At 40.8% G+C, this 18,270-nt stretch carries 16 protein-coding genes and 1 tRNA gene; 14 read left to right on the top strand and 3 right to left on the bottom strand.

Features of this window, described 5'->3' with window-relative positions:
* Positions 1–119: 119 nt before the first annotated feature.
* Positions 120–1,031, bottom strand: a complete 912-nt coding sequence (locus tag KFO40_RS03345; protein ID WP_008019676.1) for a helix-turn-helix domain-containing protein — start codon at positions 1,029–1,031, stop codon at positions 120–122.
* Between the two features lie 185 nt (positions 1,032–1,216).
* On the opposite strand from KFO40_RS03345, the gene KFO40_RS03340 reads away from it, so the two are divergent.
* The 13 genes from KFO40_RS03340 to KFO40_RS03280 all read left to right on the top strand — a co-directional run bounded on the left by KFO40_RS03340 (position 1,217) and on the right by KFO40_RS03280 (position 16,417).
* On the top strand, positions 1,217–1,612 hold the full coding sequence (locus KFO40_RS03340) for a putative quinol monooxygenase (RefSeq protein ID WP_004317713.1): 396 nt from the start codon (positions 1,217–1,219) through the stop codon (positions 1,610–1,612).
* Positions 1,613–1,727: 115 nt separating this feature from the next.
* The gene (locus KFO40_RS03335; RefSeq protein WP_004317715.1) at positions 1,728–2,933 is read left to right on the top strand and encodes a cupin domain-containing carboxymuconolactone decarboxylase family protein; all 1,206 of its coding nucleotides are present in this window, start codon (positions 1,728–1,730) and stop codon (positions 2,931–2,933) included.
* Between the two features lie 676 nt (positions 2,934–3,609).
* Complete coding sequence (locus KFO40_RS03330) at positions 3,610–5,196, top strand: ATP-binding protein (protein ID WP_117684790.1); 1,587 nt, start codon at positions 3,610–3,612, stop codon at positions 5,194–5,196.
* A 402-nt stretch (positions 5,197–5,598) separates the two neighbouring features.
* The gene (locus tag KFO40_RS03325; protein ID WP_004317719.1) at positions 5,599–6,732 is read left to right on the top strand and encodes an OmpA family protein; all 1,134 of its coding nucleotides are present in this window, start codon (positions 5,599–5,601) and stop codon (positions 6,730–6,732) included.
* A gap of 215 nt (positions 6,733–6,947) precedes the next feature.
* Positions 6,948–8,021, top strand: coding sequence for an STM4015 family protein (locus KFO40_RS03320; protein WP_008020250.1), 1,074 nt, complete (start codon positions 6,948–6,950; stop codon positions 8,019–8,021).
* Positions 8,022–8,024: 3 nt separating this feature from the next.
* The gene (locus KFO40_RS03315) at positions 8,025–9,035 is read left to right on the top strand and encodes an STM4014 family protein (RefSeq protein ID WP_004317722.1); all 1,011 of its coding nucleotides are present in this window, start codon (positions 8,025–8,027) and stop codon (positions 9,033–9,035) included.
* Positions 9,022–9,876 carry an STM4013/SEN3800 family hydrolase gene (locus tag KFO40_RS03310; RefSeq protein ID WP_211146063.1) on the top strand — a complete coding sequence of 285 codons (855 nt, stop codon included), beginning with the start codon at positions 9,022–9,024 and terminating at the stop codon, positions 9,874–9,876. The genes KFO40_RS03315 and KFO40_RS03310 overlap by 14 nt, the downstream gene beginning before the upstream one ends.
* Positions 9,873–11,147 (top strand): STM4012 family radical SAM protein, encoded by a 1,275-nt coding sequence (locus KFO40_RS03305; protein ID WP_211146062.1) that lies wholly within the window; start codon positions 9,873–9,875, stop codon positions 11,145–11,147. The genes KFO40_RS03310 and KFO40_RS03305 overlap by 4 nt, the downstream gene beginning before the upstream one ends.
* Positions 11,148–11,158: 11 nt before the next feature.
* Positions 11,159–12,688: an STM4011 family radical SAM protein gene (locus tag KFO40_RS03300; protein WP_211146078.1), complete on the top strand. Its 1,530-nt coding sequence runs from the start codon at positions 11,159–11,161 to the stop codon at positions 12,686–12,688.
* Between the two features lie 260 nt (positions 12,689–12,948).
* Positions 12,949–14,313: an MATE family efflux transporter gene (locus KFO40_RS03295; RefSeq protein ID WP_211146061.1), complete on the top strand. Its 1,365-nt coding sequence runs from the start codon at positions 12,949–12,951 to the stop codon at positions 14,311–14,313.
* A 40-nt stretch (positions 14,314–14,353) separates the two neighbouring features.
* The gene (locus KFO40_RS03290; protein ID WP_009039845.1) at positions 14,354–14,902 is read left to right on the top strand and encodes a Crp/Fnr family transcriptional regulator; all 549 of its coding nucleotides are present in this window, start codon (positions 14,354–14,356) and stop codon (positions 14,900–14,902) included.
* Positions 14,903–15,024: 122 nt separating this feature from the next.
* Complete coding sequence (locus KFO40_RS03285; RefSeq protein WP_008771206.1) at positions 15,025–15,903, top strand: AraC family transcriptional regulator; 879 nt, start codon at positions 15,025–15,027, stop codon at positions 15,901–15,903.
* Positions 15,904–15,994: 91 nt separating this feature from the next.
* Entirely contained in the window at positions 15,995–16,417 is a 423-nt protein-coding gene (locus KFO40_RS03280; protein WP_004317738.1) for a pyridoxamine 5'-phosphate oxidase family protein, read from the top strand.
* A 576-nt stretch (positions 16,418–16,993) separates the two neighbouring features.
* On the opposite strand, the gene KFO40_RS03275 is transcribed toward KFO40_RS03280, so the two are convergent.
* On the bottom strand, positions 16,994–17,590 hold the full coding sequence (locus KFO40_RS03275; protein ID WP_004317740.1) for a type 1 glutamine amidotransferase family protein: 597 nt from the start codon (positions 17,588–17,590) through the stop codon (positions 16,994–16,996).
* Positions 17,591–17,780: 190 nt separating this feature from the next.
* On the opposite strand from KFO40_RS03275, the gene KFO40_RS03270 reads away from it, so the two are divergent.
* Positions 17,781–18,002: a hypothetical protein gene (locus KFO40_RS03270; RefSeq protein WP_151920775.1), complete on the top strand. Its 222-nt coding sequence runs from the start codon at positions 17,781–17,783 to the stop codon at positions 18,000–18,002.
* 105 nt (positions 18,003–18,107) lie between these two features.
* On the opposite strand, the gene KFO40_RS03265 is transcribed toward KFO40_RS03270, so the two are convergent.
* Positions 18,108–18,181: transfer RNA gene (locus KFO40_RS03265), tRNA-Asp, on the bottom strand.
* Positions 18,182–18,270 lie beyond the last annotated feature (89 nt).

Raw genomic sequence — 18,270 nt, 5'->3', positions numbered from 1 at the left:
AAAAGTCACTTGTAATGCTATGTTAAGCACTTCCCGTTCATAACGTAAAAAATACCAGAACGGGGAGTATTAGGGAGAAATGTGTTGATCTAATAATGACGCTATCTGTATTTAAAATGTCAGGTTTGCGTGCGGAATTTATTAGGAGTCATCCCGACAATTCGTTTAAACATTCGGCTAAGATGTTGTGGATACTGGAATCCGATTTCGTAGGCAATCTGACTCGTTGTTTTATCTGAAGACAAGAGTTGTTCTTTTGCCAGTTCAATCATTTTATCCTGAATATATTCGGAGACGGTTTTACCAGTTTGCTTACGAATCATATCGCCAAAGTAGTTGGGAGAAAGAAATACTTTGTCGGCAAAGTATTTGACCGATGGCAATCCTAAATGTTGCGGAGCATCTCCTTCAAAATATTCATTGAGCAGATGTTCGAAGCGGACGATAATATCATTGTTAACTTTGTTTCGGGTTTCAAACTGCCGTTCGTAAAAGCGCATACAGTAATCAAGCAGCAATCTGATATTGGTACAGATGAGGCGGCGACTGTGTCTGTCGATAGCATGGTTTAGTTCGATTACTATTTTTTGCAGGCAATCCATTACTATCTGTCGCTCTTCTTCAGAAAGATGGAGTGCTTCATTGGTTTCGTAAGAGAAGAATGAGTAGTTTTTTATTTCTTGTCCGAGGCTGGTGCCTCGTATGAGGTCGGGATGGAATAGGAGGCCGTGCGCATTGGGCTGAATATTTTGGATCAATTCCAAATCAGTAATTTGCCCGGGGCCAAAACAGACAATGGTTCCGTCTTGATAGTCATAATATTGACGACCGTATTTAATATCACCGCATTTTACATTCTTCAAGAATAGCGCATACACTTCATAGCGAAACCATGCGCGTGTAGGCCATGTGGTGGCCTTGGTGAGATCGATGATGCTGACCAACGGATGTTTGGTTTCAAGTCCGAATATTTCGTTATAACGATTCACGTTATCTATTACAATCATTTCGTCTTTATAATTCTCTTCCATAGCGTTGTCTGCTTTTAGTAGGTTACAAATATAATTCTTTTATCCATAAAATTAGTTCTCCATCTTCAAAATCCATGATTGGGGTATAAATATCCGTAAATCGTCTACATCCGGGGTGGATGATTCCCAGTAACTTTGTAATCGGTAATTTAATACTGAAATTCGAACTATCATAAGTTATCAAGATGAAAAAGTTACTGATTGCTTTTCTATTGTTTGCTGCCGCTATTTCGGCCAGCATCATTAAACCGGTTGAGCAGTTTGCCACCGAAAATAATAAAGTACGGTTGTCTCGCATAACAGTCGATTCGGCACGACTGGAAGAATATAATGCTTATCTGAAGGAAGAAATCGAAGCCTCCATGCGATTAGAACCAGGTGTGCTGGTACTCTATGCCGTAGCGGAGAAAGAACGTCCCCACCATGTGACAATTCTTGAAATTTATGTTGATGAAGCAGCTTATAAAAGCCATATTGCTACGTCTCATTTTCAGAAATATAAAAAAGGAACGCTTGATATGGTGCAGTCGCTCGAACTGGTAGATACCACTCCACTCATTCCCGGGCTGAAGATTAAGTAAATTGAATCAGTAATATTGGTTTCTATATCCGTAATTTGTATCATAAAGAGTTGGAACAGAATAGCTAACTTTGCATTATCAGAGAGTTCATAAATAATAAACCATACGTAGTTATATGAGAAAATTGTTTTTTATTATTGTAACAGCTATCGGAATGATGCAAATCCCGATGCAATCTATAAATGCACAGAATATGAAAAAAGAAGAAGTACCTCAAAACATCAGCGCATTTCCGGTAGGAAAAGCAAATACAGGATTCGAACAATATTTCACGGGTAGATCTTGGCTGGCACCGCTGACTGGTAACAAAGACTTGAATGTACCCATGTCCAACGTTACTTTTGAGCCTGGCTGCCGGAATAATTGGCACAGCCATACGGGTGGACAACTCCTGATTGCCGTCGGCGGTGTGGGATATTATCAGGAACGTGGTAAAGCGGCGCGTCGTTTGCTTCCCGGTGATGTGGTTGAAATTGCTCCAAACATAGAACACTGGCATGGCGCCGCTCCTGATAGTTGGTTCTCACACCTTGCTATCGGATGCAATCCGCAGACCAACCAGAATACATGGTTGGAACGAGTGGATGACCAACAGTATGCCGAAGCAACGAAAGGTAACGTAGCAATCGGACTGCAAGCTACCGATCCTGAATTGGACGATATATTTAGTAATTTTACAAAAGAAGTGCAAGAATACGGTGCACTGGACATTAAAACCCGTCTTATGGTAACATTGGCATCCAATATTGCTTCACAAGCGCAGGCCGAATACCGCATCACACTCGAAAGCGCACTTAATGAAGGCATTACTTCGATAGAAATAAAAGAAATCCTTTACCAGTCAGTAGCCTATGCGGGCATGGCTAAGGTCAGAGATTTTATCGGTATCACCAATGATATATTGCTCGCCCGTGGCGTGCGTCTTCCTTTGGAAGGACAATCGGTTGTATCATCCGAAACACGTTTCAATAAGGGACTGGAGTTGCAGAAATCCATATTTGGTGAACGGATAGAACAGATGCATAAGAACGCCCCTGACAATCAGAAGCACATCCAACGTTACCTCTCCGCCAACTGTTTCGGTGACTATCAGACACGTAGCGGACTGAATGTAAAGACCCGCGAACTGATTACATTCTCGATACTTGTTTCTTTAGGCGGCTGTGAATCGCAGGTAAAAAGTCACATACAGGGAAATGTCAACGTAGGGAATAATAAAGATACGTTGCTGGCAGTCGTAACGCAACTCTTGCCATTTATTGGTTATCCGCGCACACTCAATGCCATAGCCTGTCTGAACGAAGTGATTCCGGAAAAATAATAAAGACATTGATGCATCCCGAAAGGTAACGATTAAAATCTATCCGGGACTTGACAAACGCTTTTTAATGTTGTATATTTGTAGTCCGGGAAAGTATGAAACGAATGAATACTAAATGAAAAAAGAGACGGAATATGGATATGAAATGGATGGAAAATAGTATAATATTACAACGAACTTAGCTCATTCCCTTAGCTTATACTAGGGGATAAGGCAACAAATATAGCCCAAAGGCTGCGAACTTTACAGAGTTCGCAGCCTTTTTTGTAACCTATTATTGAATATATTTTTGCAAATTCAGATTTTAAAGTTTATAATAAACAGGGGGGACGTTTATAATAAACGGTCACAGTATTTATTAATAACGCTCTTTATGTTTATGTGGTAGGTTGTTATCTTTTTTGTATAACCTTTCTCTAAAGGATAGAAACTTGTGCGGTTGTGATAATAATAATTGATATATTGACTGGGTAATTTAATTTTATAAAATATAGTTTCTCCACTATTCTTGTTACTCTATGTTATCTATCAGCTTTGTTTTGAAATGCACCTTGAATACCTGTTTTTATCTGTCGGAAACTTTGCAGGACGAGATAATAAAACCTCATATTTGATGATCGATTCACTGCAAGATTTGTTATCTTTGCAAAGGTTTCATTTATAAAGAGAAGAAGTTATGGATATCATGGACCGTTTGAAAGGGCCTCGGCGCAATCTGCCTATCGGGATACAAAGTTTTGAGAGACTTCGTCGCGACGGCTATTTGTATGTTGACAAAACAGCATTTGTCTACGAACTTGCCTCAACGGGCAATCCGTATTTCCTTAGCCGTCCGCGTCGTTTTGGCAAAAGTCTGCTGCTTTCTACGTTAGAAGCGTATTTCTGTGGAAAGAAAGAGCTTTTTGAAGGACTTGCCATTGAACAGCTCGAAACAGAATGGAACGAACACGCTGTATTGCATCTTGACCTTAATGCCGAGGATTACTCTGAAATAGAAGGATTGAGAAACGGACTTGAATTGCAGCTTCGTAGTTGGGAAAAAGTCTATGGAACCAGTGAGGAAGGTTTGAGTTATTCCGGTCGTTTCATGCAAGTCATTAAAGAAGCTTATCGACAAACAGGTCGTGGCGTAGTTGTTCTTATTGACGAGTACGACAAACCGCTGCTTCGCTCCATGCATAATCCGGAATTACAAGACAAGTTCCGCGAAATGCTCACCGCTTTTTATACTGTACTGAAATCAGCAGACCCCTGGTTGCGCTTCGTCTTTATCACCGGAGTGACCAAATTTGCTCAAATGGGTATATTCAGCACTCTCAACCAACTGATCGATATCAGCTTCGACCCGCAATACAATGCTCTTTGTGGTATGACCCGCCCGGAAATTGAAGCCAATTTCATCCCGGAACTGGAACGGTTGGCAGAAAGGAACGGTTTGACAAAAGAAGATTGTATGGCATACCTTACTCGTATGTATGACGGATATCATTTCAACTATGTCCGTAAGGAAGGTATGTACAATCCGTTCAGCATACTGAATGTGCTTAGGAGCGGGATGTTTGAGAATTACTGGTTTGCCAGCGGAACACCTACTTTCCTAGCCGAAATGCTGAAGAAGACCCATTATGATTTGCGTGAACTGGACGGATTGGAAGTAACTGCCGCCTCTCTTACCGACGACCGTGCTGACGTAAACAACCCTGTGCCGATGATTTATCAAAGCGGATATCTGACCATTAAAGGATATGATACAGAACTGCGTCTCTACAAGCTGGGGTACCCCAATGATGAGGTGAAGTATGGCTTTCTTAATTTTATCACTCCGTTTTATACCTCGTTGGATGAATCGAAAGCCCCCTTCTATATCGGACAGTTTGTAAAAGAACTAAGGGCAGGAGATGTTGAGGCTTTCCTCACCCGCCTTCGTGCGTTCTTTGCTGATTTCCCCTACGAACTGAATGATAAGACAGAGCGTCACTATCAAGTGGTATTCTATCTTGTTTTTAAACTGCTGGGGCAGTTTATTAACGCCGAAGTGCAAAGTGCCCTGGGACGTGCTGACGCTGTGGTGAAAACAGCAAATGCTGTTTATGTCTTCGAATTTAAGCTAAACGGTACCGCAGAAGAAGCATTGGCACAGATTGATAATCGCGGCTATCTCATACCTTATACTACTAATGGTTGCCGTATAGTGAAAATAGGTGCAGAGTTCAGTAAGGAAGAACGTAATTTGAGTCGATGGTTAGTAGAGGAAGAAGGATAGTAGGGAATTGATAATAAAAGTATAGTATATAATTTCAAACCCCAAAAGTAACGCCCAAACGGTAAAAACAGCATCCGTTTGAGCGTTTTTTTTTAGAAATCTTTTTGGAAGGATGAGGAAGGAAACGATAGCTTATATCTTCCATTACTCCGTTCTCTATGCGATATAGACGTTGATTTTAATGTTTCCTTTGACAACTCCCGGTCGATGTTCTATTTTTCATATTTTAGATTGCTCGAAAACACAATAGATGTTAATTGGCTACCAGGCTTGCGAACTAATTTTTAATATGATATGTTGTTTAAAGTGAATAACGAATTAAAAAATGAACTAGAAAGTTAGATATGGACAAATAAAGCATTTCTAATGATTTAGCAGATAAAACATTACATTATAAAACTTATGATTATGAGAAAATCGATTATTTTATTAGCCTTGATATTGGGTGGCGTTACAGCAAATGCCCAATCAGTTGTAGAAGGTACAAAAGTAACAGACAATTGGTCTGTGGAAGTCAATGCCGGTGCAATCACTCCCCTTACTCACAGTGCTTTCTTTAAAAGTATGCGTCCTGCTTTTGGAGTGGGAGTTTCCAAGCAATTAACTCCTATCTTCGGTTTGGGATTCCAAGGAATGGGATACATTAATACTACTCCGAGTAAAACATCTTTCGATGCTTCCGACGTCAGCGTATTGGGTAAAGTCAACCTGATGAACCTGTTTGCTGGTTACAAAGGCGAACCCCGTTTGTTTGAAGTGGAAGCCGTTGCAGGAATGGGCTGGTTACATTATTATGTGAATGGTGATGGAGATCAGAACACTTGGTCTACCCGTTTGGGATTGAATTTCAACTTCAACTTGGGCGAAAGCAAAGCATGGACATTGGGTATCAAACCTGCCATTGTATATGATATGCAAGGCACTTACCCCGAAACAAAGAGCCGTTTCAATGCCAATAACGCAGGTTTCGAATTGACAGCCGGATTGACATATCACTTTAAGACAAGTAACGGAACACATCATTTTGCAAAAGTGAGAGTGTACAACCAAGCTGAAATTGACGGATTGAACTCTTCCATCAATGCGCTTCGTTCGGAAGTGAACAACAAAGACGGTCAGATCAGCAACGCCAACCAGCGCATCAACGGACTGCAAGAAGAACTTGAAGCCTGTCGTACAAAGGTTGTTCCGGTAGAGACAGTAGTGAAAACCGCCCGTGTGCCCGAATCTATCATTACTTTCAGACAAGGTAAATCATCGGTTGACGCTTCCCAACTTCCTAACGTGGAACGTGTAGCTTCATACATGAAGAAATATGCTGACTCAAAAGTAGTTATTAAAGGATACGCTTCTCCGGAAGGTAGTGTGGAGGTCAACGCAAGAATCGCTGCTGCACGTGCAGAGGCTGTAAAAACTATCCTTGTTAATAAATACAAGATTAGTGCATCCCGCATCACTGCTGAAGGTCAGGGCGTAGGCGACATGTTTACCGAACCGGATTGGAACCGTGTAAGTATATGTACGATTGAAGATTAAACAGATAGATTACATAAATAGAATAATGAAGGCTGCCCAAAAGGCAGCCTTTGTTGTATGTACTGGTTTTATAGATAAGCGGCTTATTTTTGAATAAGCCTGAAAGATTAGTAAACAGATTTCTTTGTACATTACATAAAATAGCTATTTTTGCAAGTATTGTTCATGCGCGTTCTGTGTTGAGTGTGCAAATATCAACCATTAAAAACTGTATTATGAAGAGAGTATTCGTTTTTCAAGATTTTAAATCGCAGAAATTCTGGAGTATAGAGGTAGTCGGAACAGATGTTACTGTAAATTATGGTAAGCTGGGGACTGCCGGACAAACACAAGTGAAAAACTACGCAACTACTGAAGAAGCTGAAAAGGCTGCCAACAAACTGATTGCAGAGAAGACAAAGAAAGGTTATGTGGAAACTGCCGAAGAAACGGCACGTGAAATGAAAGTGGAAGCTAAGAAATATACATTGAGCTATGATGAGTATGAAAACGATGTGAAGCTTTTGGATAAGATATTGAAAGACAAGCATCTCTCTGAATATAAGCAAATAACGATTGGCTGTTGGGATTATGAAGGTGATGACTGTTCGGCTTTGTTACAAGGTCTCATTGAAAATAAGGACAAGTTTGCGCAGATAGAAGGCCTGTTCTGGGGTGATATTGAACAGGAAGAACAGGAGATTTCATGGATTGAACAAGCCGACCTTAGTCCGCTGCTCGATAGTATGCCTAAATTGAAGGATCTGAAAATAAAAGGAACAAACAATCTGCGCTTGGGAAAAACTTCACGTCCGGAGTTGCGGTCGCTGGAAATAATCAGTGGTGGTATGCCTACTGAAGTGGTAGAGGACATTCTTGCTTCTGACTTTCCCAATCTGGAAAAACTGATTCTATATGTTGGTGTGGAAGATTACGGATTTGAAGGTGATATTGAGATCTTCCGTCCGCTTTTCTCCAAAGAGCGTTTCCCGAAGCTGACCTATCTGGGGCTTGTTAACTCTGAAGAACAGGACAGCATTGTAGAAATGTTCCTGGAATCGGATATTCTTCCTCAACTTGAAACCATGGATATTTCGGCTGGTACTCTGAAAGATGAAGGTGCACAGTTGTTGCTGGATAATATGGATAAAATCGCTCACTTGAAGTTTATCAATATGCGCTATAATTATTTGAGCAAGGACATGAAGAAACAGTTGCAGAACCTTCCTATGAAAATAGACATTGCCGAAACCGAAGAGGCGGATGAATATGATGGTGAATTGTGGTATTACCCGATGATTACAGAATAGGAGATGCAGATAATCGTTGTCAGCAACTCTTTATCCAAACGTATAGAATATTTTGTTGAAGCAGGTAAGCACTTGCAGACAGAAGTTTGTTTTATGACTTATGAGGAACTTTTTAACTGCTTGCCGCTATTGCGGCAGGCAGTTATCAAACTGGAACCTTGTGTAAGTGATGAAACTGATTTCCTGAAATATGCGCTGTTGAATCAGGCATATAAGGAGACATTGCAACGTTTGAGCGAGATGAGCCTGCCTGATGATGTGTGCTTTTTAAATACTCCTGATGCTTTGTTGCGTGCTCTTGATAAAAAGGAAACAAAAGAAGTTCTGATGGACAAAGGGCTGAAAGTGACTCCGATGTTACCGTCTCCACACTCTTTCGATGAGTTACGGCAGCTTCTTGCCGATTGTGGTAGAGGATGCTTTTTAAAACCCCGTTATGGTTCGGGTGCGGGAGGCATTATGGCGATTCGTTATCAGCCCAACCGGAATAAGTGGGTAGTCTATACTACGCTGCGGCAAGTGGACGGAGTGATTCATAATACCAAACGAATCAATCGTTTGAGCGTGGAAAAAGAGATCATCCCATTGGCAGAAGCTGTGATACAAACAGAAGCTATCCTCGAAGAATGGATTCCTAAAGCACAATTGCAAGGAGAAAATTACGACCTTCGGGTAGTGTGCCGGGAGTCTGAAATAGATTATATCGTTGTGAGATGCAGCAAAGGAAGCATAACGAATCTACACCTGAACAACAAGGCGCATTGGTGGAATGAATTGTCTCTATCCGAAGAGGTGCGGCAACAAATCTATTTTCAATGTCAGGAAGCTGTGCAATCCTTGGATTTGCAGTATGCAGGAGTAGATGTATTGATAGAAAGAGGGACGGATATTCCTTATATAATAGAAGTCAACGGACAAGGAGACCATGTTTATCAGGATATGTTCGCTCATAATTCTATTTATACTCAACAAATAAAAAACATAAAAAAGAAATATAACCATGCAAATAGATGAACTGCCGGCTGGCGAACAGACCCGTCATCCGGAGCTGGATATGAATCAGGTGGTGGGTACTCATGATATATTGATGCTTTGCTTTGACACCTTGCGGTATGATGTCAGCAAAGAGGAAGAAGCGGCCGGAAGAACGCCTGTACTGAACAGCCATGGAGGAGAATGGGAGAAAAGACATGCTCCGGGAAATTTTACTTACCCGTCTCATTTTGCCATCTTTGCCGGATTTCTGCCTTCTCCGGCAGAACCTCATTCGTTGCGTAGCCGTAACTGGTTGTTTTTCCCCGTGCAAGCGGGTACAGGACGTATTCCGCCTAAAGGAAGTTATCCATTTACAGAAGCGACTTTTGTGCAGAGCCTTGCCCATACAGGCTATGAAACGATTTGTATAGGTGGCGTGAACTTCTTTAGCAAGCGTAATGAACTGGGGCGTGTATTCCCCGGTTACTTTACTAAAAGCTATTGGCTGCCTGCCTTTGGATGCACAGCACCCGATAGTACTGAAAAACAGATTGATTTTGCATTGAAAAAACTAGAAAATTATCCGGACGACAAACGGATCTTCATGTATATCAATTTTTCTGCTATCCATTATCCGAACTGTCATTATGTGGAGGGTAAAATGAAAGATGATAAAGAATCACATGCGGCTGCCCTGCAATATATTGACAGTCAGTTACCTCGTTTGTTTCAGGCTTTTCAGAAACGGAGCAATACGCTGGTGATTGCCCTTTCCGATCATGGCACTTGTTATGGTGAAGATGGGTATGAATACCATTGCATATCTCACGAAACGGTTTATACAGTCCCTTACAAACACTTTATTTTAACGAAACAATGAATCAACCGCTACCACGATATGTAGACTATATGTATAGCTATCCACATAAAACTGCCTATCGTCCTTTTCCATCTCCGGTTTCGCTGCTTCCTTATCTGGAGCAGGTGGAAGGGCAGAAGGCATCACTCTATTTCCATATTCCTTTTTGTAGTCATAAATGTGGATATTGTAACCTGTTTTCTCTACAAACCAATCGTGCGGATTATATCGCAACTTATTTGGAAACCCTTCGCAAGCAGGCACAACAATTGTCACCTCTCACCACCGGACTGATCTTTGACAGTTTCGCCATTGGAGGAGGCACGCCGTTGCTCCTCACTGTTTCCCAACTGGAATACTTATTGGAGACGGCTGCCCTGTTCGGAGTGCATCCCTCACATGCTTTTACTTCCATAGAAACATCACCGGAGTATGCTGATCCTGCTCGTTTGACATGGTTGAAACAAGCAGGAGTGGCTCGTATAAGTATCGGTATACAAAGTTTTTTCAATGAAGAGTTAACAGCTTTGAAAAGACGTCCCCGGCAAGACACGATCAATCAGGCGTTGGAAACTATCCGGAAGATGGAATTTCCTTTTTTTAATATCGACTTGATTTACGGAATCAAAGGACAAACAGTGGATAGTTTTCTCTATTCGTTGGAGCAGGCTCTTCTGTTTCAGCCTAACGAACTCTTTATTTATCCGTTATATGTGCGACAGGGAACAGCTATCACGGAGCGGGAACCTGATGATGTCTGTTTCCGGATGTATTGTGCCGCCCGTGATCTGTTGAAAGACAGAGGCTTTCTACAAAAGTCGATGCGGCGTTTTATTCATCATCCGTCTACTGATGCGGAAATCTCCTGTGGAGATGAAGTGATGCTTTCGTGTGGTTCCGGTGGACGTAGTTACTTGGGCCATTTGCATTATGCCACCCGGTATACTGTTTCTCAACACTGCATTGCCGGAGAGATAGATGACTATATGGGCACTGCTGATTTTACAGTAGCTCGCAATGGATTTATTCTCTCTCAAGAAGAACGAAGACAACGTTTCATCATTAAAAATCTGATGTATTATATGGGGCTTGATAAAGCCGAATATGAGCGTCGTTTTGGCGAATCACCGGATGATATTCCATTATTTCGGCAACTGGCAGAACGGCAATGGATAGAAAATACAGATGACCGCATTTGTCTTACTTCCGAAGGAATGGGATACTCTGATTATATTGGTCAGTTGTTCATTACCCCTGAAATAAGAGGGCTGATGGAAACTTATTCTTATTGAACGAAATGGAAATGAAAAACGAGGGGTCTTTACTTTCCATCAAGCGTATCTATTATCGCGGTAAATTGAATAGCTGCAATTATACCTGCTCTTATTGTCCGTTCGGTAAAAAGTCACATCTGACAGCCACTACGCAGGATGAACAGGCGTGGAACCGTTTTATTACGGCTATTGAACAATGGCAAGGAGGCCCGTTGCAGTTATTTATCATTCCTTACGGTGAAGCATTGATACATCGTTATTATCGGAAAGGGATCATTCATTTAGCGGCGTTGCCACAAGTGGCCGGAATTTCCTGTCAGACTAATCTTTCTTTTTCGGCCGATGAATGGCTGGACGAATTTCCGGCTACACCGGCATTGATAAGTAAGATCAAGATTTGGGCCAGCTTTCATCCGGAAATGACTTCAGTAGAAAGTTTTGTCCGGCGACTTCATACACTTTATAATGCAGGAATACAGGTCTGTGCCGGAGCGGTAGGCAATCCGATGGCAAAAAGTGTACTTAGCGATTTGCGAAATGCTCTTTTGCCGGATATTTATTTGTTTATTAATGCTATGCAAGGTTTGAAGTCTCCGTTAAGCATAGAAGATATTCGTTTCTTTACGCAACTGGATAACCTTTTTGAATATGATTTAAAAAACGCTTCGGCTCAATGGACTATCTGTTCGGGAGGGAGAAGTAGTTGTTTTATTGATTGGAAAGGAGATATCTTTGCTTGTCCCCGAAGTCAGGTGAAGATAGGAAATTTTTATCAGAATCAAATGTTGGCCCCCTTGCTTCCTTGTCGGCGGAAGGTCTGTGACTGTTACATTGCTTTCAGTAATTTGACTAATCATCCTTTGCATCGAATAATGGGAGCAGGTGCATTTTGGCGGATCCCGGATAAGCCTTTCATTACTTCCGTGTTTTTTGATGTGGATGGAACACTTACCGATGCCCAGGGAAGGGTTTCGGAAAGTTATGCCCATGCTTTGCGGTACATAGCGCAATTTGTTCCCTTATATCTTGCTACTTCTTTATCTATGCAACAGGCACGGAGAAAGTTAGGCAAGGCTCTTTTCAGCCTGTTTGAAGGAGGGGTGTTTGCCGACGGTGGATTACTGGTATATGGCGGGCAGAGCCGGTGTATGCCGGTTGAATTACTACTGGACATAAACGAAGAATCCGCAAAGATAACGGCGCATAGCTATGAAGGCCAAGTTTATAAGTACAGCATGCTGGTTTATGATAAGGAAGAGAGAATAAATATTCTTTCTCGCTTAAAAGAGAAACCTTATCAGGTGTTTTATAAACCACCTCTTATTACGGTTATCCATAAGGACGTTGACAAACGGAAAGGAGTGCTTCATATATGCAAGGCTTTAGCTTTTCCCCTTGACCAAGTATTGGTTGTCGGAAATTCACTGAAGGATTGGGAGATGATGTCAGTAGTATCTCATTCTTGTGCAGTGATGAACGCCGAACCACTTTTAAAAGAACGTGCCCGCTATACGCTGAATCCGGACCGATTGGCTGCTTTCTTCCGCTTCCGGGAGTAGAAAAGCGGCTGCAATAAAAGCTTCACATTGATACCTGATTGTACCATTCAAAAATAAAAATCAGTTATAATTTGGTAGTTATAAAAACAAAGCCCATATTTGCAGCCCGAAAATAGGGACAGGCATAAAAATCCTCATCGGAGGGTGCTATAATAGATAATTATAGTGCTGGATAAGATGAATGGTGTAAATCATTCGCTTGTCCGGCACTATTTTTTATTGTAACAATTTAAGATAAGAGGTAAAGTAGCGGAGAAACTATGAAAGAGTTAAATTTGACACAAGGAAGTGTTCCGAAGGTATTGCTGCAATTTGCAGTGCCTTTTCTTATTGCCAATGTGCTTCAGGCGCTTTATGGTGGAGCCGACTTGTTTGTTGTGGGGCAATATGATGATTCGGCAAGTGTGGCGGCTGTGGCTATCGGCAGTCAGGTGATGCAGACGATTACAGGTATTATTCTTGGCATTACGACAGGCACAACCGTGCTGATTGCTATCGCTATCGGAGCAAAAGATGACCGGAAAGTAGCTTTTACAATCGGTTCTTCCGTGTGGCTATTTTCAATCGTAGGAGTCTTGCTGACCTTGGTCATGGTGGCATTTCATGGGCAGATAACCGAACTGATGCACACGCCTGCGGAAGCGATGGCTGATACTAAAAACTATATTCTGGTATGTTCGGCTGGTATTCTGTTTATAATAGGGTATAACGTTGTATGTGGTATCCTGCGTGGATTGGGTGATTCAAAGACACCGCTTTATTTTGTAGGCTTGGCATGTGTAATCAACATAATGCTCGATTTTATACTGGTCGGCTATTTCCATTGGGGAGCTACAGGAGCGGCTATTGCTACTGTAACCGCGCAAGGCGTCAGCTTTGGAATAGCGCTTTGGTTCTTATACCGGCATGGATTCCACTTTGATTTCTCACGGAAGGATATCCGTTTGAACCGGAATCTGTCTAAAAAGATCATGGTATTGGGAGCGCCTATTGCTTTGCAAGATGCTTTAATCAATGTTTCATTTCTGATAATCACTGTCATTGTGAATCAGATGGGAGTCATTGCGTCTGCTTCTTTAGGTGTTGTTGAGAAAATCATAGTGTTTGCCATGCTGCCTCCGATGGCTATATCATCGGCTGTGGCAACCATGACTGCACAAAATTACGGGGCGGGACTTATCAAGAGAATGAATAAATGTCTTGCTTCCGGAATAGGGATTGCTCTTGTTTTCGGTGTGTCGGTTTGCGTGTATTCGCAATTCCTGCCGGAGACTCTTACCGCTTTTTTTACGAAAGATGCCGCTGTGGTGGCAATGGCAGCAGAGTACCTGCGGGGATATAGCATCGACTGTATCATAGTCAGTTTCGTGTTCTGTATCAATTCTTATTTCAGCGGACAAGGGAACTCGTTATTCCCGATGATTCACAGTCTGATAGCTACTTTCCTGTTCCGTATACCATTGTCATACTGGTTCAGTCAGATGGATAGCTCGTCGCTGTTTATCATGGGATTTGCTCCACCCATTTCAACGGTGGTTTCATTATTGATTTGTATCTGGTATTTGCGATATACCCAAAGGAAATTATACTTGAGAGGCACATTGATGCCTGCTATGTCGAATTAGGTGTTTTTAAGTGACATATATTAACTAAAATCTATTTTGTATGGAAGCTTATTTGAAGAAACTCTGTTTTGAGTATCAGGTTGATGAGAAAGAAGTGAAAGAGCTGTTGGCTCGTATGGAAATGGTGTATCTGGATAAAGGAGAAACGATTGCATCTGCCACAATGCCCGAGCAGAGCTTGTATATTATTGTTTCCGGCATTCTGCATACATACACGACCCATGAAGGGGAGGACAGAACCATCCGGTTTTTATCTGAAGGGGATGCTGTATTGTGCTATAACTCCAGTCAGTATGCTGTAAAGGCGCTGACGAAATGTGCTGCTTATTACATCAGCGAAGAGGAGATTGAAGAGTTGTGCGCAACATCTATTTCGTTTGCCAACTTGGTTCGTCAACTGATGGAATATCAGTTCTATTTTAAAGAAGAAGAGAATATGAACGTTCGCAAACTGACGGTAAGAGAGAGGTATCTTTCTTTATTGGCAGAAATCCCGGATATTCTGTACAGGGTACCTTTGAAGTATATTACTCATTATCTGGGTGCCGATGTAACTAGTTTGGGATATATGGCTGGAAGTTCTAAATAGGAAATATAACCTGGACATCTATTTTTCTATGTATTCCTTATCAGATGGTTCATTGACTATTCAAAATTGAGTTTGAAAAGTCTTTGGATTATTTGGTAAGGAATATTATTTTTGTATTCCAAATGAAAAACTCAATACCTCGATATACTTTTTATAAGAATAAGTATGGAAGCGAACTTTTGGTCGATGTGGTAGAACTGAAATATGTGAAGAAGTTCTTGGCTGAAAGTGCTATTCACACGTTGAATTATTATGATGTTACTTTTATAACAGAAGGTAAAGGGACGTTTTCTGTCGATAACCAAACCTATGAAGTAACCCCATGTGACGTTCTATTCTCTAAACCGGGAGAAATCCGGAACTGGGATACGCGTCATATCATCAATGGTTATGCGCTGATTTTTGAGGAAGAGTTCTTGTCTTCCCTCTTTAAAGATTCTTTATTTGTACAGCATCTTTCGTTTTTTCAACTGGAAAGCTTTTCATCAAGACTGCATTTGCCCGATGAACTTTATGCCCGTATACTTCAAATTTTGCATCATATAAAGATGGAGATCGACTCGTATCAGCAAAACGATGTGCATGTATTGAGAGCGTTGCTTTATGAAGTCCTGATGTTATTGGACCGGGCTTATCTTAAAATGACTTCGATAGAGGAGGGCAGGAGCAGAGAAGCGTCTAATAACCATGTAAGTAAATTCATGAACTTGGTAAATATCCATTCTAAAGAGCAACATTCGGTTCAGTATTATGCGGATAAACTCTGCATTACTTCAAACTATTTGAATGAGATGGTAACCTCGACAATGGGGTTCAGCGCCAAACAATATATTCAGAATAAAGTGATGGATGAGGCTAAAAGACTGCTCGTTTATACAAACGTCCCTATATCGGATATTGCTTTTGAACTCTGCTTTTCAACGGTCTCCTATTTTATTCGCAGCTTCCGGCAACATACGGGAGAAACTCCATTACTTTATCGGAAAACACATAAACCGTAAAAAGTACTATTTTCCCCTTTCTTTTTATTACGCCGTGTTTCTTCTATTTCTCTACTTTCGCATCAGATAATAACTAACAATAAAAAATGAAATGATGAGAGACGCAGAAAAAACAGTAGGGAACATGATTGATAAGTTGAAAACAGCTTTTATCGGTTCTATAGACAGGGAGGGATTTCCTAATATCAAGGCAATGTTGCAGCCAAGAAAAAGGGAAGGGATAAAAACGATTTATCTGACAACGAATACTTCATCCATGCGTGTGGCGCAATACCGGGAAAACAATCATGCGTGTATTTACTTTTGTGATACAAGATTTTTTAGAGGTGCGATGCTGCGGGGTACAATGGAAGTATTGACAGACAGTGCCAGCAAAGAAATGATTTGGCAGGAGGGTGATACCATGTATTACCCGGAAGGAGTGACAGATCCCGATTATTGTGTATTGAAATTTACGGCAACTTCCGGTAGGTTTTATAGTAATTTCAAATCAGAGAGCTTTATCGTAGAATAGAACTCATAGTACATAAGAGAAGCTAAGAGACAGAACTTTTATAGTCTCAATGTGCTATTTTTAAGATTGTATAAAAGAGTAGCGACTTTAAAAACAATGAACCAGTGAATAAACGGCATAAAATAGTGCAATAATATGCGGAAATGCAGGTCTGTTTCGCATAAAACTACATACGGTATGCATCTTTTCTGGCTGGCAAGGCGTTCGTTCCTCGGTGAGGAGCAAGGTGTTCCTCGGTGTGCGTCGCTACCTTCCTCACCGAGGAACTTGTTTGTCATCGGTGAGGAAGCTGAAACCGGTCTTTTTGAGGGTGGTTTTTCTCTAGTTTGGCATAACTGTTAGACAGGATAGGAATAATAAAAAGAACGGTTATCTTAATATTTTATGTTGAATGGTGAATGAATAATGGAAAATAGCTGCTATTTAGATGATATATGTTCCAAATAATAACAATAAAGAACTTTCTCCCGACAGATGCCGGGCTTTTTTCTATTTTTCTTAAATCGTTATGCTATTGTCTCTCTTCCTGATTGCTTAAATATTCCTTTTTTAAGAATGGTTATTTTTTCATTCATTTTATGCTCCCGGACAGAATCCGTTTTTATAAAATAGATAACTTTCCTCTATCGCATCGGCAGTATCAGCTTCTAATGCATATAATATTTCTTTGCAAAATTCCAGTTGCCCGGTTCCGTTGGCAGTTACAATATTCTCGTCTCTTACAGCTTGTTCATTGATATAGTTCGAATCGCCTGTATATTTATCCCCAGCATACTGTTTTAGATAATTGAGCGTATTGCTGGTATGCTTTACCTCATTAAGGAAACCGTGCATACCCAGAAAAACAGAAGCATTACATATTCCGGCAACTAATTTCTTTTCTTTAATAGCTTTTTCTACAAGTGGAACTATCAATTCGGCTTCAGGTGAGAACCAGTTCATACCGCCAATTAACACCAGCCCCGCATAATCTTCCGCCATATCTTTTAGCCCATAATCAGGCAGCACTCTGAATCCGCCTATTGAACTTACAGGTTCTTGGGTTATTGATAGGGTTTTCACTTTATAACTAATAGGATTTCCGGGCTTGACTCCCTGATTCAAACAGGTAGCTATATATGCGCCTTCCCAGTCGGCGAACCCTTCTAAAATTACAAATATTACTTCTTTCATATATGGTTCTAATTTTTAGTGAGTACAAAGGTGTGATATTTAATTGACTTTTGTAGTAGTAATTGTGGTAAAATCTCGAATAATACATTTAAAATATGATTATTCAATTTACAATAGGAAACTTTTTATCATTCAAAGAGCAATGATGAAGGGCGTGAAGTAAAAACTATAACTTTTTCATTCAGGAAAAATGAATTGGAAGGTACAATACCTTATGGGGGAGTGCGATACGCTCGGAAAAGAAATGACTCAATTAACAGAAGATACATTTTTTGTTGTCAATACACAAACAGGTAAACTTGTCGTCGCAGGTTATTATGATACAAACAATAATAACAAGTATGACAAAACAGATAAGGATGAAATCTTAATCTATAATTTGAAAACCTTGAAGTTAGCTTCGAGAATATGACTTCCGGCTAGATAGCCAACTGTGTACAAAGTAGAAAAGTGAAATAAAAAAGCTCTGTAATCATTGAATTACAGAGCTTTTTCTTTGTTTCGCTTTCTTAAGAAGCGGTGCGTACGGGACTCGAACCCGTGACCCCATGCGTGACAGGCATGTATTCTAACCAACTGAACTAACGCACCAAAATATTCACTAAAGCATCTCTCTCGATTGCGGATGCAAAGGTAGATATTTTTTTGAAACCTGCAATAGCTTCAGTATCTTTTTTCTG

The organism is Bacteroides sp. 1001302B_160321_D4, from assembly GCF_015667765.1.
Lineage (GTDB): Bacteria > Bacteroidota > Bacteroidia > Bacteroidales > Bacteroidaceae > Bacteroides > Bacteroides xylanisolvens.
This window is presented reverse-complemented; position numbering and strand designations above follow the sequence as displayed.

Coding starts and splice junctions, on each gene's coding strand:
- KFO40_RS03345 (WP_008019676.1), bottom strand. CDS start 1,031: ATGGAAGAGAATTATAAAGACGAAATGATTGTAATAGATAACGTGAAT.
- KFO40_RS03340 (WP_004317713.1), top strand. CDS start 1,217: ATGAAAAAGTTACTGATTGCTTTTCTATTGTTTGCTGCCGCTATTTCG.
- KFO40_RS03335 (WP_004317715.1), top strand. CDS start 1,728: ATGAGAAAATTGTTTTTTATTATTGTAACAGCTATCGGAATGATGCAA.
- KFO40_RS03330 (WP_117684790.1), top strand. CDS start 3,610: ATGGATATCATGGACCGTTTGAAAGGGCCTCGGCGCAATCTGCCTATC.
- KFO40_RS03325 (WP_004317719.1), top strand. CDS start 5,599: ATGATTATGAGAAAATCGATTATTTTATTAGCCTTGATATTGGGTGGC.
- KFO40_RS03320 (WP_008020250.1), top strand. CDS start 6,948: ATGAAGAGAGTATTCGTTTTTCAAGATTTTAAATCGCAGAAATTCTGG.
- KFO40_RS03315 (WP_004317722.1), top strand. CDS start 8,025: ATGCAGATAATCGTTGTCAGCAACTCTTTATCCAAACGTATAGAATAT.
- KFO40_RS03310 (WP_211146063.1), top strand. CDS start 9,022: ATGCAAATAGATGAACTGCCGGCTGGCGAACAGACCCGTCATCCGGAG.
- KFO40_RS03305 (WP_211146062.1), top strand. CDS start 9,873: ATGAATCAACCGCTACCACGATATGTAGACTATATGTATAGCTATCCA.
- KFO40_RS03300 (WP_211146078.1), top strand. CDS start 11,159: ATGAAAAACGAGGGGTCTTTACTTTCCATCAAGCGTATCTATTATCGC.
- KFO40_RS03295 (WP_211146061.1), top strand. CDS start 12,949: ATGAAAGAGTTAAATTTGACACAAGGAAGTGTTCCGAAGGTATTGCTG.
- KFO40_RS03290 (WP_009039845.1), top strand. CDS start 14,354: ATGGAAGCTTATTTGAAGAAACTCTGTTTTGAGTATCAGGTTGATGAG.
- KFO40_RS03285 (WP_008771206.1), top strand. CDS start 15,025: ATGAAAAACTCAATACCTCGATATACTTTTTATAAGAATAAGTATGGA.
- KFO40_RS03280 (WP_004317738.1), top strand. CDS start 15,995: ATGATGAGAGACGCAGAAAAAACAGTAGGGAACATGATTGATAAGTTG.
- KFO40_RS03275 (WP_004317740.1), bottom strand. CDS start 17,590: ATGAAAGAAGTAATATTTGTAATTTTAGAAGGGTTCGCCGACTGGGAA.
- KFO40_RS03270 (WP_151920775.1), top strand. CDS start 17,781: ATGAATTGGAAGGTACAATACCTTATGGGGGAGTGCGATACGCTCGGA.